Below are 22,979 nucleotides of genomic sequence, written 5' to 3' on the forward strand. Positions count from 1 at the left end.
GAAGTGACCACCTCCTGAAAGGGCCAGAGCCCTCTCAGGAGATAAGGTTAGTCAGAAATCAGGACTTCTTGTCGTCAGCCGCTTTATCAGTCGGTTTGGCGATCAGGACCTTGAGTTCTTCGCTCATCGGGAAGTTCAGGTTCAGGCCTTTTGGCGGGATTGGCTGCATGAACCATTTTTCGTAGATCTTGTTGATCTCGCCCGATGCGTAGGTGGCCTTGATGGCGTCATCCACAGCCTTTTTGAACGGCTCGTCGCCTTTGCGCACCATGCAGCCGTAGATTTCGTAGGACTGTGGAGTGCCGGTCACGGCCCAGTCGCTTGCCTTCTTGGCCTTGGCGGCTTCACCGGCCAGCAGGGCGTCGTCCATCATGAAGGCCACAGCGCGGCCGGTTTCCAGCATCTGGAACGACTCGCCGTGGTCTTTGGCGGAGATGACGTTCATGCCCATCTGCTTGTCGGCGTTCATCGCCTTGAGGATGCGCTCGGACGTGGTGCCGGCGGTGGTCACGACGTTCTTGCCGGCCAGGTCAGGGAAATCCTTGTATTTGGAGTCTGCCTTGGACAGCAGGCGAGTACCGATTTCGAAGATGCCAACGGAGAAGTCAACTTGCTGCTGACGCTCGACGTTGTTGGTGGTGGAGCCGCACTCGAGGTCCACGGTGCCGTTCTGCACCAGCGGGATACGGGTTTGCGAAGTCACCAGGTTGTACTTGACCTGGAGGTTCGGCATGTCGAGGTCTTTTTTCAGCGCTTCGACGACTTTCAACTGGATGTCGTGGGAGTAGCCGACCGGTTTGCCGGAAGCATCCGCGATATAGGAAAACGGAATGGAAGCGTCGCGATGGCCCAGGGTGATGGTGCCGGACTCTTTGATCTTCTTCAGGGTGCCGGTGAGTTCGGCGGCGAAAACTGGCGTGCTGATCAGAGCGGCAGCAATGGCTGCGCCCAGGATATGGGGAACGATGCGCATCAAATTTTCCTCGACATTGTTTTTTTTATGGAGCCAGTTCATCGGCCCTTTTGTGCTGCAAAACACCTGAGCGCTATTGAGAGTCGGCGCAAAGGACATTCGTCGAAGAAGTGTAGAGCATGACTCGTGCCAGACCAGTGCTAATTGATCAAAATATTGATTTATAAGGGAATTAAATATTTTTTGCGTTGAGATTTCACTGAGATGATCCGGTTAACCGAACCGACCCACAGGTCGCGTTCGGAAAACCGAATGGTGGCAGGGTGCTACCCGATCATCAGGTGTACTTGCGCTTGTCGGGAGCCGGCGGGAAGTACTGGTACAACCAGGTTTCACTCAGGGTGCGGTCGTTGGTGCGAATGAACAGGCGCAGCTCCACAGGCTCGACGCTGTCATTGGTCGGGTACCAGTCAAACAGGATGCGGTAGCCCTTGATGTCATCGAGCTTCAGGATGCTGAAATCCTTGACCTCGCCGTTCGAGCAAGAAACGACCGGCTCGATGCCCGTACCTTCGGGCAAGCGGTCCAGGCCGCCACCGGTGAAGTCCACGGCAAAGCGCCGCGCCCACACTGGCGGGTAGTGTTCGCCTGGCGCCCAGCCTTCGGTGAAGCCGCCCATGCCCGAACGAGTCGCGTTGACCCGTGCCAACGGCGTTCCGACTGGCGGCAATGCGCTCCAGTACAGTTTGTAGCCGTAGTTCAGCGAATCCCCCGCAGCCACCGGTTTCTTCGGCGTCCAGAAGGCGACGATGTTGTCCATGGTTTCGCCGGTGGTCGGAATCTCCAGCAGATCGACCGAGCCTTCGCCCCACGCGGTGGTCGGTTCGACCCACAGGCTCGGGCGGCGGCTGTACCAGTCGACCGTGTCCTGATAGCTGGCGAACTCGTGGTCGGTCTGCACCAGGCCGAAGCCCTTCGGGTCGGTATCGGCAAAGGCATTGAATTGCAGCGTCGCCGGGTTGTTCAGCGGACGGCAGATCCACTCGCCGTTGCCGCGCCACATGGCCAGGCGGTCGGAGTCGTGGATTTGCGGGTGAATGGTGTCGCACATCCGGCGTTCGTGGGTGCCGCAACTGAACATGCTGGTCATCGGCGCGATGCCCAACTGGTCGATGGCGGTACGTGCATTGACGTGGGCATCGACCTCCATCACCACGCGCTCGGCCTGGCAATCGATATCGAAACGGTAGGCACCGGTGGCGCTCGGCGAGTCGAGCAGGGCGTAGACCACGAAGCGGGTGCTGTCCTTGTTCGGTGTCTCGAACCAGAACTTGGTGAAGTCAGGGAATTCTTCACGCTTCTTGGCGTAGGTGTCGATCGCCAGTCCGCGGGCCGACAAGCCGTACTGGCCGGTGGCGTCCACCGCACGGAAGTAACTGGCGCCGAGGAAGGACACGACATCGTGCTTGTCCAGTTCCGGGGCCTTGAACAGCTTGAAGCCGGAGAAACCCAGGTCGCCCTTGAGCTGTGCGGTGTCGACCGTGGTGTTTTCATAGTTGAACAGCGACGGGCGGAAATGCACCTCGCGGGCCATCCGGGTTGTCGGATCGACGCTGTACATGCGCACCGGCTGCTTGAACCCCATGCCGACGTGGAAGAACTGCACGTCCAACTGGCCCTTGAGCTCTTTCCACAACGAATGATTGCCGTCGTAGCGAATCGCATTGAAGTTCTGCGGCGTCATGGTCGCCAGGGTCGGCGGCAACTGTTGCTTGGTGTCCTGGTAGCGATTGCTGGCGAGCTGTTTGGCCTGGAGCTTCAGCGCCTCGAAATCGAACGCGGTGGCCTCGCCATCAGCGGTGCCGCCACTGGCGGCCCAGGCCTGGGCGGCCAACAGGCCCGTGGCGGACAAGCCGGTGTAGGCCGCGATGGCCATGGAGGCTTTGAGCAAGTTCCTGCGGTGCATAAATACAACCTGTCGTGAGCAATCCCGCGCCGTTCCTGGCACGTGCTGGATCAGAAATATCGGTTCGGACATGCCTTCGGCCAAACGCAACGGACTTTTAAACAGATGCCCGATAGCTTAAACCGTTCGATTGCAGAGCAAAATTGATTGATGGCACTGCGCCGGCTCGGCAATGAAACAAGACATGTCGGGAAACAATTCCGACAGGGGTTTCTGATTTACAGGGCATTTCTGCTTTTTTCGACTAATTACTCTAAAAACTGCTTTTCAGCGCCCGGAATATTTCTATTCTGTGCACATGACCGGTTTATGCCCGAAAGACCGGTGCGATTCAGTCGGCACGATGCGGCTGCTGAAAAGGGGGAGGGCGATGCGGTTTTTTGCAGTTTTCTTTGACGTTTAGAAGGACATCGTCCATGTCGAAAGTACAAGGCATCACCGAAATGTTGGGAATCTTTCCGTGTCTGGCCCTGGGGCGACGAACACGCCGGCTCAATAGCGAGGAAATGAAACTGGTGGAACGCTATCGGGAGCTGTCGGAGAGCGACAGGATCGCGATGAGGTATCTGGTGGATGCGATGAGGAGTGTTTCGAGGTTTTGAAGCAATGGGGCATCCCGTCCTGGCTGGATGCCCTCATCTACCAATCCTGGGAACGCTCGGATCGCTGATGCAGCACGCGCAGAACTTGTACCTGGCCTTGGGAAAATCGGTAAGGGGCGATAAAGGGAAAACGGCCAAGTACCAACTCTCGGACATCGGGCATGCCAGAAGGCCTGCCCGAGCCGGGAAACTGTTCCAACAGTTCAAAGGATTGCAACATCGTGGAAATGATTTCGAGAGCGGCTTTTGCGCCAACTACCTTTCGGTAGTGCTCGTGAATGGCATCAAAATCGCTATCGGCTTTTTCAGTCAGTACTACGCTCGGCACGTTTTGCCCACTTAGCCTTCACGGCATCCAGATCGGTGAGTTTCCCCGCGTCGGCATCGGCGATGCCGTCACTGATGGCTTGCAGATGCCAGGACTCGGCTTCCACATATCGAACCAATGCACGCTTGAGATGGTACTGACGATCTCTGTCGGTCGCCGCAGCCAATAAATCCAGCTGATGTGCCAATTGTTCTTCGACGCGAAAAGACAAAACGGGTGAGGCCATGATGGCTCTCCTAAGGTGTATACGCTGTAAACGACGTAAACACCCTAGGCCGAGCCAGAGTTTTCGTCAACCGCAGGCGTGCATGGGCTGCACGAAACTCTAGTGCGGCGAACACGAACGAGAGAGAGGGATGTGTTGCCAGATGCTAACGCAACGAGATGGGGTTAACCGACTCAACGCCCGTCGGGGGGGGGGATATCCATATTCAATCCTTGGTGGTTTTTTCAGATCGCCCCGGTACCACGACGGCGCCGGGGCGAATGCCGTTACCGGCTGACTTTCCAGGCATCGCCCGCCGGGGCGGTGCCATGGTCATATGGCTTGGCGATCCACATGTAGAGCAAACCCAGACCAATCACGATGGCCGTGCTCAGCACCATCGCGTAGTTGATGTACCACGCGGCATCCGGGGTGCGTGGCCAGGCCATGTTGATGATGGCGCCGACACCATAGACCAGCGCGCCGATGTTCACCGCCCAGCCCCAGGCGCCGAGGGTGAATTTGCCGCTGGGTTTCCAGCCCTTCAGGCGGGCGTACAGGGCCGCGAGTACGATCATCTGGAACGCCAGGTAGATGCCGATGGCCGCGAAGCTGACGATGGTGGCGACAGCGTCTTGCAGGAAGAAGCCGAGGATGATGATCAGTGCCGGCAGGACACCAGAGACGAACAGAGCCGCGACAGGAACCTGAGTCGTAGGGGAAATCTTCTTCAGCAGTCGGCTGCCGATGACCATTTCGTCACGGGCGTAGGAATACAGCAGACGACTGGCCGCCGCTTGCAGGCTGATCACGCAGGAGATGAAGGAAATCATCACCACACCCATCACCACTTTCGAACCGACCGGGCCGAAGGCGTTGTTGAGGATGGTGGTGACCGGATCCTTGTCGGTGCCGTTGATCACCGCTTGCATGTCCGGCACAGCCAGGATCAGCGCCAGGCAGGCGAACATCGCCGCGATGCCGCCGATGTAGATGGTCATGCGCATGGCCACCGGGATTTTCTTGCTCGGGTTCGGGGTTTCTTCGGCCACGTCGCCGCAAGCCTCGAAGCCGTAGTACAGGAACATCCCCGCCAGCGACGCGGTGAGGAACGCCGGCAGGTACGAGCCGTCGACGCTGATATCAAAGGTGTTGAACAACACGCTGATGGGCTGATGACGCTCGAAGATCAGCAGGTAAACGCCGACGATCACTGCGCCCACCAGTTCGCAGAGGAAGCCGAACATGGCAATGCGCGCCAGCACTTTGGTGCCGCTGAGGTTGACCAGGGTGGCGAACAGCGTCAGGAACAGGGCGATGATGATGTTGGTGTTGTTGCTCGGTTCAAAGCCCATCATGGCGGCGAGGTACGGACCGGCACCGACCGCAACGGCGGCGATGGTTACGCACAGGGCAATGGAGTAGATCCAGCCGACCATCCACGCCCAGCGCTTGCCCACCAAGCGGCGAGCCCACGGGTACACACCGCCGGAAATCGGGAACTGCGAAACCACTTCACCGAAGATCAGGCACACCAGCAACTGGCCGCAACCAACCAGCAAGTAAGCCCAGAACATCGGTGGCCCGCCGGCGGCCAGGCACAGGCCGAACAGGGTATACACCCCGACGACCGGGGACAGGTAAGTGAAGCCCAGGGCGAAGTTTTCCCACAGGCTCATGCTGCGATTGAAGTTGGAGGTGTAACCCAGCTTGCGTAGTTGCTCGGCATCGCTGTCGGCAAGGGCTACAGAGAGATCGGGTGATGCACTCATGTGTGATTGCTCCGGAAAATCGGCAGATTTCGGATGTCCGAAACCGTGACGGGGCCTTGGGGGCGCCGCCCGGATCGGTGGTTATTGTTTTGTCTTCTTTGGGGTGGAGCCTGGTGGTGCGTACTGCCGGTTTCTGCCTTGAAACCGAGGTGACCCGTTCGCTGTAGGAGCGAGCTTGCTCGCGAAAAACCTGAGGACACCGCGGGGCGTCAGGATCCCCGCGTCATCGTTGACGTCCATCGTCGGAACGCCGCCCGGAGCAAGCTCGCTCCTACAGGCGATGCGTTTCTTAGTGCTTGAACATCACATGCCGCACAACGGTGTAGTCCTCGAGCCCGTACATGGACATGTCCTTGCCATAGCCGGACAATTTCTGACCGCCGTGGGGCATTTCGCTGACCAGCATGAAGTGCGTATTCACCCAGGTGCAGCCGTACTGCAAACGGGCCGACAGGCGATGGGCGCGGCCGACGTCGGCGGTCCACACGGAAGAGGCCAGGCCGTACTCCGAATCGTTGGCCCAACCCAGCACCTGTGCTTCATCACTGAATCTGGTCACCGACACCACTGGCCCGAACACTTCGCGACGCACGATCTCGTCGTCCTGCTGCGCATCGGCCAGTACCGTCGGTTCGAAGAAGTAGCCGTTGCCCTCGACAGCCTTGCCGCCAGTGATCAAACGAATGTGCGGCTGGGCGATGGCGCGCTCGACGAAACCGGCAACGCGGTCGCGGTGTTGCGCGGTGATCAGCGGGCCGAGTTCGGTCGACGGATCGTCCTGCAAGCCGTACTTGATGCTGCTGACGGCGGCGCCGAGTTTCTCCACGAACTTGTCGTAGATGCCTGCCTGGGCATAGATGCGGCAGGCGGCGGTGCAGTCTTGCCCGGCGTTGTAGAAACCGAAGGTGCGGATGCCTTCGACGGCGGCGTCGATGTCGGCGTCGTCGAAGATGATCACCGGGGCCTTGCCGCCCAGTTCCATGTGCATGCGTTTGACGCTGTCGGCGGTGCTGGAAATGATGTTCGAGCCGGTGGCAATCGAACCGGTCAGCGACACCATGCGCACTTTCGGGTGGGTGACCAATGGGCTACCGACGGTAGGACCACGGCCGAACACCAGGTTGAGCACGCCGGCCGGGAAAATGTCCGACGCCAGTTCGGCCAGGCGCAGGGCGGTCAGCGGGGTTTGTTCCGACGGCTTGAGCACCACGGTATTACCGGCGGCCAGGGCTGGGGCGATTTTCCAGGCGACCATCATCAGCGGGTAGTTCCACGGCGCGATGGAGGCGATCACGCCGACCGGGTCGCGGCGGATCATCGAGGTGTGGCCGGGCAGGTACTCGCCACCGGCCGAACCGCTCATGCAGCGGCTGGCGCCGGCGAAGAAGCGGAACACGTCGGCAATCGCCGGGATCTCGTCGTTCAGCGCGGCGCTGTAGGGCTTGCCGCAGTTGTCTGATTCCAGTTTGGCCAGCTCTTCGCCGTGGGCTTCGATGGCATCGGCGAGTTTGAGCAGCAGCAGCGAGCGCGCTTTCGGCGGGGTATGCGACCAGCTGTCGAACGCGGCGTCGGCGGCACGCACGGCGGCATCGACCTGGGCTTCGCTGGCTTCGTTGATTTCCACCAGCACACTACCCAAGGCTGGGTTGAATACGGGTTGGGCGGGACCTTCGCCGCTGAGCAGTTGGCCGTTGATCAAGAGTTTGGTTTGCATGGCTTTGTCCTCTTCGGAACTGTTGTTTTTTCTCTGTGGAAACCGGCTCTAACTGTGGGAGCGGGCTTGCTCGCGAAAGCGGTGTGTCAGGCACCATCACTGTTGAATGTGATGGCCTCTTCGCGAGCAAGCCCGCTCCCACATTGAATTCGGCTCCTACCGGGAGTAATCGTTGTCAGTTACTTACCGCCACTCCCCGCAACGCTCTCACCACCCCGGGTCAGGTAATAGGCGCCGAGGATCGGCAGCATGGTCACCAGCATCACCAGCATCGCCACGACGTTGGTCACCGGCACATCCCGTGGGCGGCTGAGCTGGTTGAGCAGCCACAGCGGCAGGGTGCGTTCATGGCCGGCGGTGAAGGTGGTGACGATGATTTCGTCGAACGACAGGGCAAACGCCAGCATGCCGCCGGCCAGCAACGCCGAGCCGAGGTTCGGCAGGATGATGTAGCGGAAGGTCTGCCAGCCGTCGGCGCCGAGGTCCATCGAGGCTTCGATCAAACTGTGGGCGGTGCGGCGCAAGCGAGCGATGACGTTGTTGTAGACGATCACCACGCAGAAGGTCGCGTGGCCGACGATGATGGTGAACATCCCCGGCTCGATTCCCAATGTCTTGAAGGTTGCCAGCAGCGCGATCCCGGTGATGATCCCCGGCAGGGCAATCGGCAGGATCAGCATCAGCGAGATGCCTTGTTTGCCGAAGAAGTCGCGGCGGTACAGCGCGGCCGAAGCCAATGTGCCAAGGACCATGGCGATCAGGGTGGCAATCGAGGCGATCTGCAACGACAGCTTGATCGCTTCGAGCACGTCCGGCCGCGAGAACGCCACGCTGAGCCAATTCAGAGTGAAGCCCTTGGGCGGAAAACTGAACGCCGCGTCTTCGGTGTTGAAGGCGTACAGGAAGATGATCAGGATCGGGAAGTGCAGGAACACCAGCCCGCCCCAGGCTGCTATGCGTAGCCCGAGAGATGCTTTCTCAGAGTGCATCGAAGGCCCCCATTCGTTTGACGATGGACAGGTAGATGGCGATCAGCACGATCGGCACCAGGGTGAAGGCGGCAGCCATCGGCATGTTGCCGATCGCGCCTTGCTGGGCGTACACCATGCTGCCGACGAAGTAGCCGGGCGGGCCGACCAGTTGCGGCACGATGAAGTCGCCCAGGGTCAGCGAGAAGGTGAATATGGAACCGGCGGCAATGCCCGGGATCGACAGCGGCAGAGTCACTTGCATGAAGGTCTGGCGCGGCTTGGCGCCGAGGTCGGCGGAGGCTTGCAGCAGCGAGGGCGGCAGGCGTTCCAGCGAGGCCTGGATCGGCAGGATCATGAACGGCAGCCAGATGTAGACGAACACCATGAAGCGCCCCAGGTGCGAGGTCGACAAGGTACTGCCGCCAACCCCCGGAATGCCCAGCACGAACTGCAGGACCGGCTCCAGCCCCAGGTGCTGCACGAACCACTGCGCCACGCCGCCCTTGGCCAGCAGCAGTGTCCAGGCGTAGGCCTTGACGATGTAACTGGCCCACATCGGCATCATCACCGCGATGTAGAAAAACGCCTTGGTCTTGCCGGTGGTGTAGCGCGCCATGTAGTAGGCAATCGGGAACGCGACAATGGCACTGGCGATGGACACCACAACCGCCATGCCCAGGGTGCGCAGGATGATGTCGAAGTTCGACGGCTGGAACAGCGCGGTGAAGTTCGCCAGGGTCAGGTCGGGAGTGACCGCCATGGTGAAGTCGTCGAAGGTGTAGAAACCTTGCCACAGCAACGTCAGCAACGAGCCGAGGTAGATCGCGCCGAACCACAGCAACGGCGGCACCAGCAGCATCGACAGGTACAGGTTCGGCCGGCGATACAACAGGTTGGAAAACCTGCGCAACGGCGAGCCGCCTGACGAGGTTTGAGTAATAGCCAAGGTGCTCATCTCACACCCCGCCTGCAAGGGTGTCGTGCAACTGGACCATCGCTTCCCGCGCCCAGCGTGCGTTGAGGCGCTGCCCGGTCTGGTGTTGCGCGCTGCTGTCGATCCACTGATTGTTGGCCTGGCTGATGTTCAGGGTCTGGCCGTTTTCCAGTTTCAACTCATAACGGGTGGCGCTGCCCTGGTACTGAATGTCGTGGAGCAAACCGCTGACCTCGATCTCGTGGCTGGCCAGCGGTCCTTCGGCGAAACGCACATGTTCCGGGCGAATCGAGAACGGCTGCGGATTGCCACTGAGCTGCTTGGCCAGCTCGCCGCGAATCACGTTGGAGGTGCCGACGAATTCCGCCACGAAGGTGGTGGCCGGTTTCATGTACAGGTTACGCGGGCTATCGACTTGTTCGATGCGGCCCTTGTTGAACACGGCCACGCGGTCGGACATCGACAGCGCTTCGGTCTGGTCGTGGGTGACGAAGATGAAGGTGATGCCGAGCTGGCGTTGCAGCTTCTTCAACTCGCCCTGCATTTGCTCGCGCAACTTCAGGTCGAGGGCGCCGAGAGGTTCGTCGAGCAGCAGCACCCGCGGACGATTGACCAAGGCGCGGGCCAAGGCCACACGCTGGCGCTGACCACCGGAGAGCTGAACCGGTTTACGCTCGCCGTAGCCGCCGAGGGCGACCATGTCGAGGGCTTCTGCGGCGCGCTTGAGGCGTTCATCCTTGGCGACGCCTTTGACTTTCAAACCATAGGCGACGTTGTCGCGAACGTTCATGTGCGGGAACAGCGCGTAATCCTGGAACACGGTGTTCACGTCGCGCTGGTACGGCGGCAGGCCGGCGGCCTCTTCGCCATGAATGCGGATGGAACCCGCGCTCGGTTGTTCAAAGCCGGCGATCAGGCGCAAACAGGTGGTCTTGCCCGAGCCGGACGGCCCCAGCATGGAGAAGAACTCGCCGTCCTGGATGTCGATGGAAACCCGGTCTACGGCTTTCACTTCGCCGAATTGACGGGAGACGTTGGTGAACTGGACTGCAAGCGTCATGGTGCGGTGCTCCAAAAAGGCGAAGGCCGTCGCAGCGGCCCTGCCTGGACTTCTGAAAAACGAACATCGGGTTTCTGCACTTCTGTGGGAGCGAGCTTGCTCGCGATGGCGGCTTGTCAGTCGATAGAGATGTTGACTGTAATGCCCTCATCGCGAGCAAGCTCGCTCCCACAGGGTAGGGCGGGTTATCTACCGCCCATGATCGCGATGTAGTCCTGGGTCCAGCGGCTGTACGGCACGAACTTGCCGCCTTCAGCCTGCGGGGTTTTCCAGAAGGCAATCTTGTCGAACTGGTCGAAACCGTTGGTCTTGCAGCCTTCGGCGCCGAGCAGTTCACTCTCTTTGCACGCTGCCGGCACCGCTGGCAACGAGCCAAACCAGGCCGCTACGTCACCCTGGACTTTCGGTTGCAGCGACCAGTCCATCCACTTGTAGGCGCAGTTCGGGTGCTTGGCCTCGGCATGCAACATGGTGGTGTCGGCCCAACCGGTGGCCCCTTCTTTCGGGATGGTCGAGGCGATTGGCTGCTTCTCGTTCATCAGGCCGTTGACCTGATACGGCCAGGCACCTGAGGCGACCACGCCTTCGTTCTTGAAGTCACTCATTTGCACGGTGGTGTCGTGCCAGTAGCGGTGGATCAACGGCTGCTGGGCGCGCAGCAGATCGAGCACGGCCTTGTACTGGGCTTCGCTCAGTTCGTAGGGGTTCTGGATGCCCAGTTCCGGCTTGGCGGTCTTCAGGTACAGCGCCGCATCGGCGATGTAGATCGGGCCGTCATAGGCCTGCACGCGGCCCTTGTTCGGCTTGCCGTCCGGCAGGTTTTCCGCATTGAACAGCACGCCCCAGCTGGTGGGCGCGGTCTTGAATACGTTGGTGTTGTACATCAACACGTTCGGGCCCCACTGATAAGGGGCGCCGTAGGTCTGCTTGTTGACCACGTACCACGGCGCATCTTTCAGGCGTGGGTCGAGGTTCTTCCAGTTCGGGATCAACGCGGTGTTGATCGGCTGCACACGCTTGCCGACGATCAGGCGCAGGGAGGCGTCGCCAGACGCCGTGACCAGGTCGTAACCGCCCTTGGCCATCAGGCTGACCATTTCATCGGAGGTGGCGGCGGTCTTGACGTTGACCTTGCAGCCGGTTTCCTTCTCGAAACCGGTCACCCAGTCGTAGGCTTTGTCGCTCTCGCCACGTTCGATGTAGCCGGGCCAGGCCACAATATCCAGTTGGCCTTCACCCGCCCCGACAGCTTTGAGCGGCTCGGCGGCCTGGACACTGGCACTGGCCAGCAGCGCGGTGGTGATTGCACTGAGCAGTGCGGTCTTGTGCACGAACATGGGAATTCCCTCTTCTTTAAATTATGGTCGGGGCAGTTGTGAACGTGGTGAAGCATGCCGTTGGCGGCTTGTTATTAGCGTAGTCAGAGATGCTCGCCATGTCGGGCCATGATGTGCCGCACCACGCTGTAGTCCTGAAGCGAATCGCTGGACAGGTCTTTGCCGTAGCCCGAACGTTTCAGGCCGCCATGGGGCATTTCGCTGACCAGCATGAAGTGGCTGTTGATCCAGGTGCAGCCGTACTGCAAGCGCGCCGCGACCTGCATGGCCTTGTCGAGGTTCTGGGTCCAGACCGACGAGGCCAGGCCGTATTCCGAATCGTTGGCCCAGTCCACCGCTTGTTCGAGTTCATCGAAGCGGGTCACGGTGACCACCGGCCCGAACACTTCGCGCTGGACGATCTCGTCACTTTGCTTGCAACCGGCGAGCAGGGTCGGCTGGTAATAGAGGCCGGCGCCGGAATGCACCGCTGCGCCGGTCACCCGCTCGATGTGCGGCTGGCCGAGGGCTCGCTCGACAAAACTGGCCACGCGGTCGCGCTGGCGGGTGCTGATCAGCGGGCCGATTTCGTTGTCGGCGTCGCGCTTACCGGCGAAACGCAGGCTGCTGACGGCTGCGCCGAGCTCGGCCACCAGACGGTCATGAATCCCGGCCTGGGCATAAATGCGGCAAGCGGCGGTGCAATCCTGGCCGGCGTTGTAATAGCCGTAAGTGCGCACGCCTTCGACCACGGCCTGAATGTCGGCATCGTTGCAGACGATCACCGGGGCCTTGCCGCCGAGTTCGAGGTGGGTACGTTTGAGCGTTTTCGATGCGGCCTGGAGAATCTTCTGGCCGGTGACGATATCGCCGGTCAGTGACACCATGCGCACTTTTGGATGGCTGACCAAATGGCTGCCGACGCCTTCGCCGCCACCGCAAACGATGTTGATCACACCCCGTGGCAGGATTTCGGCCAGCGCCGGGGCCAGGGCCAGGATCGACAGCGGCGTGTGTTCCGAAGGCTTGAACACCAGGGTGTTGCCGGCGGCCAGGGCCGGGGCGATTTTCCACGCGGCCATCATGATCGGGTAGTTCCACGGCGCAATCGACGCCACGACCCCGATAGGATCGCGCCGGACCATGCTGGTGTAGCCCGGCAGGTATTCGCCGCTGAGCTGGCCGGTCTGGCAACGCACGGCACCGGCGAAGAAGCGGAACACGTCGACCGTGGCATTCAGGTCATCCTGACGGGCCAGGTGCAACGGCTTGCCGCAGTTCATGGATTCGAGGCGGGCCAGCAGGTCGGCGTTTTTTTCGATGGCGTTGGCGATCTCCAGCAACAGGTTCGAACGCTGTTGTGGTGTGGTCCGTGACCAACCGGCAAAGGCGCGGTGGGCGGCGAGGATCGCGGCTTCGACTTGCTCGGTGCTGGCTTCGGCGATCCGGGTCAGGACTTCCCCTGTGGCGGGGTTGAGAATCGGCTCGACGCAGCCTTGACCGGCAACTAATTCACCATCGATCAACAATGCGGTGAACAACGGGGTCTGCGCGCCAGCCATTTTTCGGGTTCTCGTTTTTTGTGTGGCTTGTTGTGTAGACATGGCAGTGCTCCCTGTAACTGGGGCCCGGCCGTCTTTATTGGATGCAACAAGACTAGTTCGCGGACCCGAGGACAACAAATACTAAATACTGAAGGTGGCGTTCGATTAAATAGATGGCTTGCGCCCGCCGTGGGGTTGTTCGCGGGCGACCGTGAGAAACGGGTCCACCAGCGCCGGCCGAGCGGTGCCGCGACGCCAGGCCAGGCCGACATCGAGGGTCTGGCTGAGGTCGGCGATCGGCCGCGCTTCGATGATGTCGCCCTCCAGTGACCACGGGCGATACGTCATGTCGGGCTGGATCGACACGCCCAAACCGGCGGCCACCAGGCTTCGCACCGCTTCGGTCGAGGCCGTGCGCAGGGTGATGCGCGGCTGCAAGGAGGCTGCCGACCACATGCGTTGGGCGTTGCGGTCCATTTCATCGACGTTCAGTTGAATCAATGGCTCGCCGGCCACGTCGGCGAGGTTGATGCTGTCGTGTTCCAGCAACGGGTGCTGGGCCGGCAGCCATAGCCGGTGAGGCGAGTGGGTCAGCACTTCGGTCTGCAGGGCGTGGCGGTCCTCGAGGTTGGAGAGGATCAACACGCCGACATCGATCTCGCCGCTGACCAGCAAATGCTCGATGTACGGGCGCTCATCTTCCATCACGCGGATTTCCACGTTGGGGTAGGCGCGTTGGAAACGGGTGAGCAGATCCGCCAGGTAGTAACCCGCCACCAGGCTGGTCACGCCGACGATCAGTTGCCCGGCGACCTGGTCGGTGCTCTGTTGCAGGCTGCGCTTGGCGTTATCCACCGTGGCCAGGATCAAGTGCGCCTGACGCAGGAATTGATGCCCCTGGTGGGTCAGGGTCATGCCCTTGGCGTGGCGGCTGAACAGGCTGACGCCGATTTCCTCTTCCAGTTGCTGGATCGCCAGGGTCAGGGTCGATTGGGAAATGAACGCGGTTTGCGCGGCGGCCGAGATCGAGCCGGTCTCGGCCACGGCGATGAAGTGACGGATCTGACGCAAGGTCATCATGGGAAAGTACCCGGTGGGCTGTTTTTATCGATTGGCAGGAGTGTATATCGTTTTTTCTGATAGGCCGGAGCGAGCGGCAATGGGCGCATTGAGGCAATGCAACATCTGGAAGCACTCTCGCCCACGGGGCGTGGGCACTTTCGTTTTAGGCTGGTGGTCTTGGTTTCAGGTTAAACGTCTTGTGGAGGCGGTAAATGAACACCCGTGGATTGCTCGATCAACTACTCAAGTCCGGCCAGGACCTGTTGCAGAACAAGGCCGGCAGCCCGCAGCAAAAGGGCGCGAGCGGTGGCAACGGTGCCCTCGGCAGCTTGCTCTCCGGCGCGAGTGGCGGGGCATTGGCGGCAGGCGCCATGGGCTTGCTGCTCGGCAGCAAAAAGGCCCGTAAAGTCGGGGGCAAGGTCGCGGTCTACGGCGGTCTCGCCGCGTTGGGCGTGCTGGCCTATAAAGCCTATGGTAACTGGCAGGCGCAGCAGGGCGGTGCAGCCGGTACGGAGCCGCAAACCCTGGACCGCGTGCCGGCCGCGCAAGTCGAGCTGCACAGTCAGGCGATTCTCAAGGCGCTGGTGGCCGCGGCCAAGGCTGATGGTCATGTCGATGAGCGCGAGCGTGCCTTGATCGAAGGCGAATTCACCCGGCTCGACTGCGACCAGGAACTGCAACACTGGCTGCACGCCGAGCTCAACAAGCCGCTGGACCCGAGCGATGTCGCCCGCGCCGCTCGCTCCCCGGAAATCGCCGCCGAGATGTACATCGCCAGCGTGATGATGGTGGACGAGGAGAACTTCATGGAGAAGGCCTACCTCGACGAACTGGCGCGCCAGCTCAAGCTGGAGCCGGGGTTGAAAGCCGAGCTGGAGAAGCAGGTTCGCCAGGCTTCCCTGTAAACCTTCAGACTGCATTCGCGAGCAGGCTCGCTCCCACATCAGGTCTTCAGTGATCACAGATTCTGCGTACGCCAGAGATTCAATGTGGGAGTGAGCCTGCTCGCGATGGCGTTTTCGGCCACACCAGCTCCCCCAATGGTCATTGCACGGTCCCTTTCTGCCCAATCACCCCAGGCACCCATCCCGCCTTTTTTCAACGGGATGAGAAGTGGCGCGCAACCGTCTTATAAATGAAACACCGCCCTCGGCTATACTCCCCGCATTTCGAATCAGGCCCGAGGATTGACTGTGAAGAACTGGACGTTACGCCAACGCATTTTGGCGAGCTTTGCGGTAATTATCACCATCATGATGCTGATGGTCGTCGTGTCGTTTTCCCGTTTACTGTCGATTGAGTCCAGTGAGAACGTTGTGCGCTCGGACAGTGTTCCCGGGATTCACTACAGCTTCCTGATTCGCGGTGCCTGGGTCGATGATTACGTGCTGACCCAGCAACTGATCGGGCTGGGGGGCGGTCGAGGCATGACCCAGGCTGACAAGGATATGTACCAGGGTATTGAGGAACGGCTGCAACGCGCGATGGCCAGCTACCAGGGTACCATCTTCGAGAAGGATGATCGGGCAAGGTTCGAGGCGTTTGAAAAGCTGCATGATCAATATGACAAGCTGCTCGAAGAGGTACTCGATGCCTACCAGCAAAAGGACTTCGAACAGGCCCGTCGCATCCTCGCCGAACAGTTGACCCCGGCATGGGCTGCCGGCCGCAAACAGCTGGATGAACTCATTGAGTTCAACAGGGAGGCGGCTGAGGCGGCCACTGACTCGATCATTTCATCGGTAGCGGTGGCGAAGCTGATCATGGGCATTTCGTTGCTGGTCGCAGTCATTAGTGCCGGGTTGTGTGGTCTTTTGCTGATGCGCGCCATCATGGCGCCGATGAACCGCATCGTGAGAATCCTCGAAATCATGCGCACCGGTGACCTCAGTAGCCGCCTGAACCTGGAGCGCAAGGACGAATTCGGCGCGGTAGAGACCGGCTTCAACGACATGATGACCGAGCTGACGTCCCTGGTGTCCCAGGCCCAGCGTTCGTCGGTGCAGGTGACCACGTCGGTGACCGAGATCGCCGCGACGTCCAAGCAGCAACAAGCCACCGCCACCGAAACTGCCGCCACCACCACGGAAATCGGCGCGACCTCCCGTGAGATCGCCGCCACTTCCCGGGATCTGGTGCGCACCATGACCGAGGTCTCCACCGCCGCCGATCAGGCTTCAGTGGCCGCCGGCTCCGGACAACAGGGCCTGGCGCGCATGGAGGAAACCATGCACTCGGTGATGGGCGCGGCCGATCTGGTCAACGCCAAGCTGGCGATCCTCAACGAGAAGGCCGGCAACATCAATCAGGTGGTGGTGACCATCGTCAAGGTCGCCGACCAGACCAACCTGTTGTCGCTCAATGCCGCCATCGAGGCCGAGAAGGCCGGGGAATACGGACGCGGCTTTGCCGTGGTTGCCACCGAAGTGCGGCGTCTGGCGGACCAGACGGCCGTGGCCACCTACGACATCGAGCAAATGGTGCGCGAGATCCAGTCGGCGGTATCGGCCGGGGTCATGGGCATGGACAAGTTCTCCGAAGAGGTGCGTCGCGGCATGTCCGAGGTGCAGCAGGTCGGCGAACAGTTGTCGCAGATCATCCATCAGGTCCAGGCGCTGGCGCCGCGGGTGCTGATGGTCAACGAAGGGATGCAGGCCCAGGCCACCGGTGCCGAGCAGATCAACCATGCGCTGGTGCAGTTGGGTGATGCCAGCAGCCAGACGGTCGAGTCTCTGCGCCAGGCCAGTTTCGCCATCGATGAGCTGAGCCAGGTGGCCGTCGGGCTGCGCAGCGGCGTTTCGCGATTCAAAGTCTGATGAGCGAAATCACGGCCAAACGCTCTGTCGTGGTGCAGGCGCTACATGCATTGTTTCTGGTGTTTCGCATCGGCAACGAGCGCTATGCCTTGAAGGCTATCGAAGTGGCTGAAGTGCTGCCGCGCCTGCCCTTGAAGCCCATTCCCCATGCCCCCGCCTGGGTCGCCGGGGTGTTCGCCTATCGGGGCGCCGTGGTGCCGGTGATCGACTTGAGCGCACTGACCTTTGGTACGCCTGCACAGGCCCGTACCAGCACGCGACTGGTGCTGGTCAACTATCGCCCGCATGAAACCGTCGAGACACAGCTGCTCGGACTGATTCTGGAACAGGCGACTGATACCGTGCGCTGCGATCCGGCGGACTTTCAGCCTTACGGCCTGGACAATCGCCACACGCCTTACCTCGGGCCGGTGCGCAAGGACGAGCAAGGCTTGCTGCAATGGGTACGGGTCGGCGATCTGCTGGACGATCAGGTGCGCGCCTTGTTGTTTCCCTCGCCGCCAATGGATCCGGCGCTGCTGCAGGAGCGGCCATGAACAGCGACCAGCGTTTTTTCGACTTCCTCAAGGAAACTATCGGACTCGACGTGACCTCGGTAGGGCCGGCGATCATCGAGCGAGCAGTGCGCCAGCGCAGCATCGTTTCGCAAGCAGTGTCGGCCGATGAATATTGGTGCACCTTGCAGGGCTCGCGGGACGAGCAGCAGGCGTTGATCGAAGCGGTGATCGTTCCGGAAACCTGGTTCTTCCGCTATCCGGAGTCCTTCGTCACCTTGGCGAAACTGGCGAGCAAGCGTCTGGCCGCGATCAACAACCTGCGCGCACTGCGGATTCTCAGCCTGCCGTGCTCCACCGGCGAAGAGCCGTACTCGATCGCCATGGCGTTGCTCGATGCCGGGCTCAAACCGCACCAGTTCAAGGTCGACGGCCTGGACGTCAGCCCGTTGTCAGTGGAAAAAGCCCGGCGGGCGTTGTACGGCAAGAATTCCTTTCGGGGTGACGACATTACGTTTCGCGACCGTCATTTCATTGCCGAAGGCGAGAGCTATCGCCTCGATCAGTGCGTGCTTGAGCAAGTGCGCCTGCAGGTCGGCAACTTGCTGGATCCGGCCTTGCTGGCCGGTGAACCGCCCTTCGATTTCGTGTTTTGTCGCAACCTGCTGATCTATTTCGACCAGCCGACCCAGAAGCAAGTCTTCGAAGTGCTCAAGTGCCTGACCCACCTTGACGGCGTGCTGTTTATCGGTCCGGCCGAGGGCGGTCTGCTGGGGCGTTTGGGGATGCGCTCGATTGGTATCGCACAGTCCTTCGCGTTCAGTCGGCAAGGGATGCCGGACCCTGAACCCTTGCCGGCATTCGTTCCAGCGCCATTGCCAGTGCCGCAACCGCTGCGCAATCCACCGCCTGCGCCAGTGCGCAGTCGTCCGTTTGCACGAGTTGCGCCGCTGCAGGCTGCGCCTGCAATCTCAGGTGCCGATACTGCCGCGCTGCTGGCCAATATCGCCGTGCTGGCCGATGAAGGCAAAAGCGCCGATGCGCGAGCGGCGTGTGAAAGCTACTTGCGCAGCCATGAGCCGGTGGCTCAAGTCTTTTATTGGTTGGGACTGCTCAGCGATGTGGCCGGTAATACCCTTGAAGCCCAGGGTTTTTACCGCAAGGCGTTGTACCTCGAACCGCAACATCCTGAGGCGTTGATGCACCTGGCCGGGTTGCTGCAGGCCCAGGGCGATGCGATGGGAGCCAGACGATTGCAGGAACGTGCCGCCCGCAGTGCACGCGCCGCCGACAGTGAGCGTAAACGATGATCGCCGCCGACACTTTTAGCGTCACCCGGGATGCGCAGGCCATCGACGATTGCTGGAACCGCATCGGTATCCACGGCGACAAGTCCTGCCCGCTGCTCAGCGAGCATATTCATTGCCGCAATTGTGCGGTGTATTCCGCGGCCGCCACACGCTTGCTCGATCGCTATGCGTTGCAGCAGGAAGATCGCGGGCCCGTGTCCGCCTCGGTCGAGAGCGAGGTGAAAACCCGCTCACTGTTGATGTTCCGTCTGGGTGAAGAGTGGCTGGGGCTCGCGACCCGTAGTCTGGTAGAGGTGGCGCCGCTGCAAGCGATTCACTCTTTGCCGCATCAACGTTCCCGGGCCTTGCTCGGCGTGGCGAATGTGCGCGGCGCGCTGGTCGCCTGCCTGTCGTTGGTGGAGCTGCTCGGCCTCGACGGCACCAGCAACGTGGCTCCCGGCGCGAGGGTCATGCCACGCATGTTGATCATCGCCGCCGATGGCGGGCCGGTGGTGGTGCCGGTGGACGAGGTCGACGGGATTCACGCCATCGATGAGCACATCCTCGATGCCGCGTCGCGCTCGGGTGCTCAGGCCAGCGCCAAATACACCCGTGGCGTATTGCAATTCAAAGGTCGCAGCCTGCGTTGGCTGGATGAAGAACAGCTGCTGTCCGCCGTGACCCGGAGCCTCTCATGACCCCCGAGCAAATGCGCGACGCCTCTCTGCTGGAGCTGTTCAGCCTGGAGGCCGAAGCCCAGACCCAGGTCTTGAGCGCCGGCCTGCTGGCGCTTGAGCGCGATCCGACTCAGGCCGATCAACTTGAATCGTGCATGCGTGCGGCGCACTCGCTCAAGGGGGCGGCGCGGATCGTTGGCGTCGATGCCGGGGTCAGCGTTGCCCATGTGATGGAAGATTGCCTGGTCAGTGCCCAGGAAGGCCGCCTGTTGCTGCGCCCCGAGCACATCGATGCGTTGCTGCAAGGCACCGATTTGCTGATGCGCATCGCCACACCGAACAACAACCCGGAGGCCGCGGATATCGAGGCCTACGTGGCGTTGATGGCGCGGTTGCCGGACCTGACGGCCTCGTTGGTTGCACCTGCCATATCGGTGATGGCCGAACTTCAGCTCGAAGCACCCGCGCCCAAGGTCGAGCCGCCGGCACCTGCCGTCGAACCGCCATCGGCGCCAACCCCGAGCAAGTCCAAACGCACCACCGAAAACGGCGAACGTGTACTGCGTGTCACCGCCGAGCGCCTGAACAGCCTGCTCGATCTGTCGAGCAAATCCCTGGTGGAAACCCTGCGGCTCAAACCGCACCTTGCGACCATGCAGCGACTCAAGCGCATGCAGAGCAACAGCCTGCGCGCACTGGAGAATCTCAATGTGCATCTCAAGGATCACGCCTTGAGCCTGGAAGCTCAGGAGACCCTTGAGGATGCGCGGCGATTGCTCGCGCAATCCCAGCAACTGCTCATGGAAAAGAACGCCGAACTCGATGAGTTCGCCTGGCATGCCAGCCAGCGGGCACAGGTGTTGTACGACACGGCGCTGGCCTGTCGCATGCGGCCCTTTGCCGATGTGTTGACCGGGCAGGTGCGGATGGTCCGGGATCTGGGGCGCGATCTGGGCAAACAGGTGCGGCTGGAAATTGAAGGCGAAAAAACCCAGGTCGATCGCGACGTACTGGAAAAGCTCGAAGCACCGCTGACTCACCTGTTGCGCAATGCGGTCGACCACGGCATCGAAACCCCGGAGCAGCGCCTGCTGGCGGGCAAGCCGGCTGAAGGTTTGATTCGCCTGCGCGCTTCTCATCAGGCCGGTTTGCTGGTGCTTGAATTGAGCGATGACGGCAACGGCGTGGACCTGGAAAAGCTCCGCCGAAGCATCGTTGAACGAAGTTTGTCGCCCGCGCAAACCGCAGCTCAGTTGAGCGAAGAGGAGTTGCTGACATTCCTGTTCCTGCCCGGTTTCAGTCTGCGCGACACGGTCACCGAGGTGTCCGGTCGCGGCGTCGGCCTGGATGCAGTGCAGCACATGGTCCGGCAGTTGCGCGGCGCGGTGGTGCTGGAGCAGGTGGCGGGCGAGGGCAGTCGTTTCCACCTTGAGGTACCGCTGACCCTGTCGGTGGTGCGCAGCCTCGTGGTGGACGTCGGCGACGAAGCCTATGCCTTCCCGCTGGCCCATATCGAGCGCATGTGCGACCTGGAGCCGGCGGATATCGTGCAGGTCGAAGGCCGCCAGCATTTCTGGCACGAAGGCCGGCATGTCGGCCTGGTGGCAGCCAGTCAGTTGCTGCAACGTCCGGCCAGCCAGAACAGCGGGCAAACCCTGAAAGTCGTGGTGATTCGCGAGCGCGAAGCGATCTACGGGGTGGCGGTGGAACGGTTTATCGGTGAGCGGACGTTGGTGGTGCTGCCGCTGGATGAGCGTCTGGGCAAGGTGCAGGACATTTCCGCCGGGGCTCTGCTCGACGACGGTTCGGTAGTGCTGATCGTTGATGTCGAAGACATGCTGCGTTCGGTGGAGAAGCTGCTCAACACGGGGCGTCTGGAGCGCATTGCCCGTCACAGCAATCAGGTGGTCGAGGCGGCCCGCAAACGCATTCTGGTGGTGGATGATTCTCTGACCGTGCGAGAGTTGCAGCGCAAGCTGTTGCTCAATCGCGGCTACGACGTGGCGGTTGCCGTGGACGGCATGGACGGCTGGAACGCGTTGCGTTCGGAGGATTTCGACCTGCTGATCACCGACATTGATATGCCGCGCATGGACGGTATCGAACTGGTCACGCTGCTGCGTCGGGACAATCGCCTGCAATCGCTGCCGGTGATGGTGGTGTCCTACAAGGATCGTGAAGAGGATCGGCGCCGTGGACTGGATGCCGGGGCCGACTATTATCTAGCCAAGGCCAGTTTTCATGACGATGCCTTGCTCGATGCGGTGGTCGAGCTCATTGGGGGAGCGCGGGCATGAGGATTGCAATCGTCAACGATATGCCCATGGCGGTGGAGGCCCTGCGCCGCGCCGTGGCATTCGAGCCGGCACACGAGGTGGTCTGGGTCGCCGGCAATGGCGCCGAGGCGGTGCGCCAGTGCGCGCTGGACACGCCGGACCTGATTCTGATGGACCTGATCATGCCGGTGATGGACGGTGTCGAGGCCACGCGGCGGATCATGGCCGAGACGCCGTGTGCCATCGTCATCGTCACCGTGGATCGCCAGCAGAATGTGCACCGGGTGTTCGAGGCCATGGGCCACGGTGCGCTGGACGTGGTCGACACCCCGGCCCTTGGCGCCGGCAATGCCCAGGAAGCGGCCGCGCCGTTGTTGCGCAAGATCCTGAACATCGTCTGGCTGATCGGCGACAAGGGCAACCGCCCGCGCCCGACGCTGGCACCGTTGCGCAGTTCGGGTTCACGCCAGAGCCTGATCGCCATTGGCTCATCCGCGGGCGGGCCGGCAGCGCTGGAAGTCTTGCTCAAGGCACTGCCGAGTGATTTCTCTCCGGCCATCGTGCTGGTGCAGCACGTTGACCAGGTGTTTGCCGCCGGCATGGCTGAATGGCTCGGTAGCGCCAGCGGACTCAACGTGCGGTTGGCTGAGGAAGGTGAGCCGCCGCAAAGCGGCACAGTATTGCTGGCCGGCACCAATCACCATATTCGCTTGCTGAAAAACGGCACGCTGGCCTACACCGCCGAACCGGTCAACGAGATCTACCGGCCCTCCATCGATGTGTTCTTCGAGAGCGTGGCCCGTTACTGGAGCGGTGACGCCGTGGGGGTTTTGCTCACCGGCATGGGGCGTGATGGCGCCCAGGGGCTTAAACTCATGCGCGAACAGGGCTACCTGACCATCGCACAAGACCAAAGCAGCTGTGCGGTGTACGGCATGCCGAAGGCGGCCGCGGCCATCGATGCTGCCGTGGAGATTCGCCCGCTGGACAAGATAGCACCACGATTGCTGGAGATTTTCGCCAAATGAGCACCTTTTCCC

20 protein-coding genes are annotated in these 22,979 nt (G+C 61.3%); 8 read left to right on the forward strand and 12 right to left on the reverse strand.

Annotated features, from left to right (window positions below; all coding sequences use genetic code 11):
* Positions 1-58: 58 nt before the first annotated feature.
* Positions 59-973 (reverse strand): glutamate/aspartate ABC transporter substrate-binding protein, encoded by a 915-nt coding sequence (locus tag AC3IT6_RS05315; RefSeq protein WP_489354526.1) that lies wholly within the window; start codon positions 971-973, stop codon positions 59-61.
* Between the two features lie 277 nt (positions 974-1,250).
* The gene (locus AC3IT6_RS05320; protein ID WP_489354527.1) at positions 1,251-2,879 is read right to left on the reverse strand and encodes a glucan biosynthesis protein D; all 1,629 of its coding nucleotides are present in this window, start codon (positions 2,877-2,879) and stop codon (positions 1,251-1,253) included.
* A 416-nt stretch (positions 2,880-3,295) separates the two neighbouring features.
* Between AC3IT6_RS05320 and AC3IT6_RS05325 the strand changes: the two genes are divergently transcribed.
* Complete coding sequence (locus tag AC3IT6_RS05325; protein ID WP_489354528.1) at positions 3,296-3,481, forward strand: hypothetical protein; 186 nt, start codon at positions 3,296-3,298, stop codon at positions 3,479-3,481.
* Between the two features lie 37 nt (positions 3,482-3,518).
* Here AC3IT6_RS05325 and AC3IT6_RS05330 read toward each other — a convergent pair whose 3' ends face one another.
* From AC3IT6_RS05330 to AC3IT6_RS05375, 10 genes are all read right to left on the reverse strand, one after another.
* The gene (locus AC3IT6_RS05330; RefSeq protein ID WP_489354529.1) at positions 3,519-3,809 is read right to left on the reverse strand and encodes a type II toxin-antitoxin system RelE/ParE family toxin; all 291 of its coding nucleotides are present in this window, start codon (positions 3,807-3,809) and stop codon (positions 3,519-3,521) included.
* A complete protein-coding gene (locus AC3IT6_RS05335) occupies positions 3,787-4,035 on the reverse strand; it encodes a CopG family ribbon-helix-helix protein (RefSeq protein WP_489354530.1) in 249 nt (82 codons plus the stop codon). Before AC3IT6_RS05335 ends, AC3IT6_RS05330 begins: the two co-directional genes overlap by 23 nt.
* A gap of 266 nt (positions 4,036-4,301) precedes the next feature.
* Complete coding sequence (locus AC3IT6_RS05340; protein WP_489354531.1) at positions 4,302-5,786, reverse strand: APC family permease; 1,485 nt, start codon at positions 5,784-5,786, stop codon at positions 4,302-4,304.
* A 289-nt stretch (positions 5,787-6,075) separates the two neighbouring features.
* Positions 6,076-7,500, reverse strand: a complete 1,425-nt coding sequence (locus AC3IT6_RS05345) for a gamma-aminobutyraldehyde dehydrogenase (RefSeq protein ID WP_489354532.1) — start codon at positions 7,498-7,500, stop codon at positions 6,076-6,078.
* Positions 7,501-7,679: 179 nt separating this feature from the next.
* Positions 7,680-8,489, reverse strand: a complete 810-nt coding sequence (locus AC3IT6_RS05350) for an ABC transporter permease (protein ID WP_489354533.1) — start codon at positions 8,487-8,489, stop codon at positions 7,680-7,682.
* Complete coding sequence (locus AC3IT6_RS05355; RefSeq protein WP_489354534.1) at positions 8,479-9,426, reverse strand: ABC transporter permease; 948 nt, start codon at positions 9,424-9,426, stop codon at positions 8,479-8,481. Before AC3IT6_RS05355 ends, AC3IT6_RS05350 begins: the two co-directional genes overlap by 11 nt.
* A 1-nt stretch (position 9,427) precedes the next feature.
* Positions 9,428-10,465, reverse strand: coding sequence for an ABC transporter ATP-binding protein (locus AC3IT6_RS05360; protein ID WP_489354535.1), 1,038 nt, complete (start codon positions 10,463-10,465; stop codon positions 9,428-9,430).
* Between the two features lie 185 nt (positions 10,466-10,650).
* Complete coding sequence (gene ydcS, locus AC3IT6_RS05365) at positions 10,651-11,802, reverse strand: putative ABC transporter substrate-binding protein YdcS (RefSeq protein WP_489354536.1); 1,152 nt, start codon at positions 11,800-11,802, stop codon at positions 10,651-10,653.
* 83 nt (positions 11,803-11,885) lie between these two features.
* On the reverse strand, positions 11,886-13,385 hold the full coding sequence (locus AC3IT6_RS05370) for a gamma-aminobutyraldehyde dehydrogenase (RefSeq protein ID WP_489354537.1): 1,500 nt from the start codon (positions 13,383-13,385) through the stop codon (positions 11,886-11,888).
* 105 nt (positions 13,386-13,490) lie between these two features.
* Positions 13,491-14,405: a LysR family transcriptional regulator gene (locus tag AC3IT6_RS05375; protein ID WP_489354538.1), complete on the reverse strand. Its 915-nt coding sequence runs from the start codon at positions 14,403-14,405 to the stop codon at positions 13,491-13,493.
* Between the two features lie 194 nt (positions 14,406-14,599).
* Here AC3IT6_RS05375 and AC3IT6_RS05380 point away from each other — a divergent pair, with 194 nt between their 5' ends.
* The 7 genes from AC3IT6_RS05380 to AC3IT6_RS05410 all read left to right on the forward strand — a co-directional run bounded on the left by AC3IT6_RS05380 (position 14,600) and on the right by AC3IT6_RS05410 (position 22,967).
* Positions 14,600-15,292, forward strand: coding sequence for a tellurite resistance TerB family protein (locus AC3IT6_RS05380; protein WP_489354539.1), 693 nt, complete (start codon positions 14,600-14,602; stop codon positions 15,290-15,292).
* Between the two features lie 288 nt (positions 15,293-15,580).
* Positions 15,581-17,203, forward strand: a complete 1,623-nt coding sequence (locus AC3IT6_RS05385) for a methyl-accepting chemotaxis protein (protein ID WP_489354540.1) — start codon at positions 15,581-15,583, stop codon at positions 17,201-17,203.
* Positions 17,203-17,739 (forward strand): chemotaxis protein CheW, encoded by a 537-nt coding sequence (locus AC3IT6_RS05390; protein ID WP_489354541.1) that lies wholly within the window; start codon positions 17,203-17,205, stop codon positions 17,737-17,739. The genes AC3IT6_RS05385 and AC3IT6_RS05390 overlap by 1 nt, the downstream gene beginning before the upstream one ends.
* Entirely contained in the window at positions 17,736-19,007 is a 1,272-nt protein-coding gene (locus AC3IT6_RS05395) for a CheR family methyltransferase (protein WP_489354542.1), read from the forward strand. Before AC3IT6_RS05390 ends, AC3IT6_RS05395 begins: the two co-directional genes overlap by 4 nt.
* Positions 19,004-19,684 (forward strand): chemotaxis protein CheW, encoded by a 681-nt coding sequence (locus tag AC3IT6_RS05400; RefSeq protein WP_489354543.1) that lies wholly within the window; start codon positions 19,004-19,006, stop codon positions 19,682-19,684. Before AC3IT6_RS05395 ends, AC3IT6_RS05400 begins: the two co-directional genes overlap by 4 nt.
* The gene (locus tag AC3IT6_RS05405; protein ID WP_489354544.1) at positions 19,681-21,960 is read left to right on the forward strand and encodes a hybrid sensor histidine kinase/response regulator; all 2,280 of its coding nucleotides are present in this window, start codon (positions 19,681-19,683) and stop codon (positions 21,958-21,960) included. The genes AC3IT6_RS05400 and AC3IT6_RS05405 overlap by 4 nt, the downstream gene beginning before the upstream one ends.
* The gene (locus tag AC3IT6_RS05410) at positions 21,957-22,967 is read left to right on the forward strand and encodes a chemotaxis response regulator protein-glutamate methylesterase (RefSeq protein ID WP_489354545.1); all 1,011 of its coding nucleotides are present in this window, start codon (positions 21,957-21,959) and stop codon (positions 22,965-22,967) included. Before AC3IT6_RS05405 ends, AC3IT6_RS05410 begins: the two co-directional genes overlap by 4 nt.
* Positions 22,968-22,979: the final 12 nt, after the last annotated feature.

The organism is Pseudomonas sp. KH_017, from assembly GCF_057840285.1.

What these genes read in the sequence shown, in the direction of transcription:
- AC3IT6_RS05345 (WP_489354532.1), bottom strand. Translation starts at nt 7,500, where the DNA reads ATGCAAACCAAACTCTTGATCAACGGCCAACTGCTCAGCGGCGAAGGT.
- AC3IT6_RS05315 (WP_489354526.1), bottom strand. Translation starts at nt 973, where the DNA reads ATGCGCATCGTTCCCCATATCCTGGGCGCAGCCATTGCTGCCGCTCTG.
- AC3IT6_RS05370 (WP_489354537.1), bottom strand. Translation starts at nt 13,385, where the DNA reads ATGTCTACACAACAAGCCACACAAAAAACGAGAACCCGAAAAATGGCT.
- AC3IT6_RS05320 (WP_489354527.1), bottom strand. Translation starts at nt 2,879, where the DNA reads ATGCACCGCAGGAACTTGCTCAAAGCCTCCATGGCCATCGCGGCCTAC.
- AC3IT6_RS05405 (WP_489354544.1), top strand. Translation starts at nt 19,681, where the DNA reads ATGACCCCCGAGCAAATGCGCGACGCCTCTCTGCTGGAGCTGTTCAGC.
- AC3IT6_RS05340 (WP_489354531.1), bottom strand. Translation starts at nt 5,786, where the DNA reads ATGAGTGCATCACCCGATCTCTCTGTAGCCCTTGCCGACAGCGATGCC.
- AC3IT6_RS05350 (WP_489354533.1), bottom strand. Translation starts at nt 8,489, where the DNA reads ATGCACTCTGAGAAAGCATCTCTCGGGCTACGCATAGCAGCCTGGGGC.
- AC3IT6_RS05360 (WP_489354535.1), bottom strand. Translation starts at nt 10,465, where the DNA reads ATGACGCTTGCAGTCCAGTTCACCAACGTCTCCCGTCAATTCGGCGAA.
- AC3IT6_RS05325 (WP_489354528.1), top strand. Translation starts at nt 3,296, where the DNA reads ATGTCGAAAGTACAAGGCATCACCGAAATGTTGGGAATCTTTCCGTGT.
- AC3IT6_RS05375 (WP_489354538.1), bottom strand. Translation starts at nt 14,405, where the DNA reads ATGATGACCTTGCGTCAGATCCGTCACTTCATCGCCGTGGCCGAGACC.
- AC3IT6_RS05390 (WP_489354541.1), top strand. Translation starts at nt 17,203, where the DNA reads ATGAGCGAAATCACGGCCAAACGCTCTGTCGTGGTGCAGGCGCTACAT.
- ydcS (WP_489354536.1), bottom strand. Translation starts at nt 11,802, where the DNA reads ATGTTCGTGCACAAGACCGCACTGCTCAGTGCAATCACCACCGCGCTG.
- AC3IT6_RS05395 (WP_489354542.1), top strand. Translation starts at nt 17,736, where the DNA reads ATGAACAGCGACCAGCGTTTTTTCGACTTCCTCAAGGAAACTATCGGA.
- AC3IT6_RS05335 (WP_489354530.1), bottom strand. Translation starts at nt 4,035, where the DNA reads ATGGCCTCACCCGTTTTGTCTTTTCGCGTCGAAGAACAATTGGCACAT.
- AC3IT6_RS05410 (WP_489354545.1), top strand. Translation starts at nt 21,957, where the DNA reads ATGAGGATTGCAATCGTCAACGATATGCCCATGGCGGTGGAGGCCCTG.
- AC3IT6_RS05380 (WP_489354539.1), top strand. Translation starts at nt 14,600, where the DNA reads ATGAACACCCGTGGATTGCTCGATCAACTACTCAAGTCCGGCCAGGAC.
- AC3IT6_RS05355 (WP_489354534.1), bottom strand. Translation starts at nt 9,426, where the DNA reads ATGAGCACCTTGGCTATTACTCAAACCTCGTCAGGCGGCTCGCCGTTG.
- AC3IT6_RS05400 (WP_489354543.1), top strand. Translation starts at nt 19,004, where the DNA reads ATGATCGCCGCCGACACTTTTAGCGTCACCCGGGATGCGCAGGCCATC.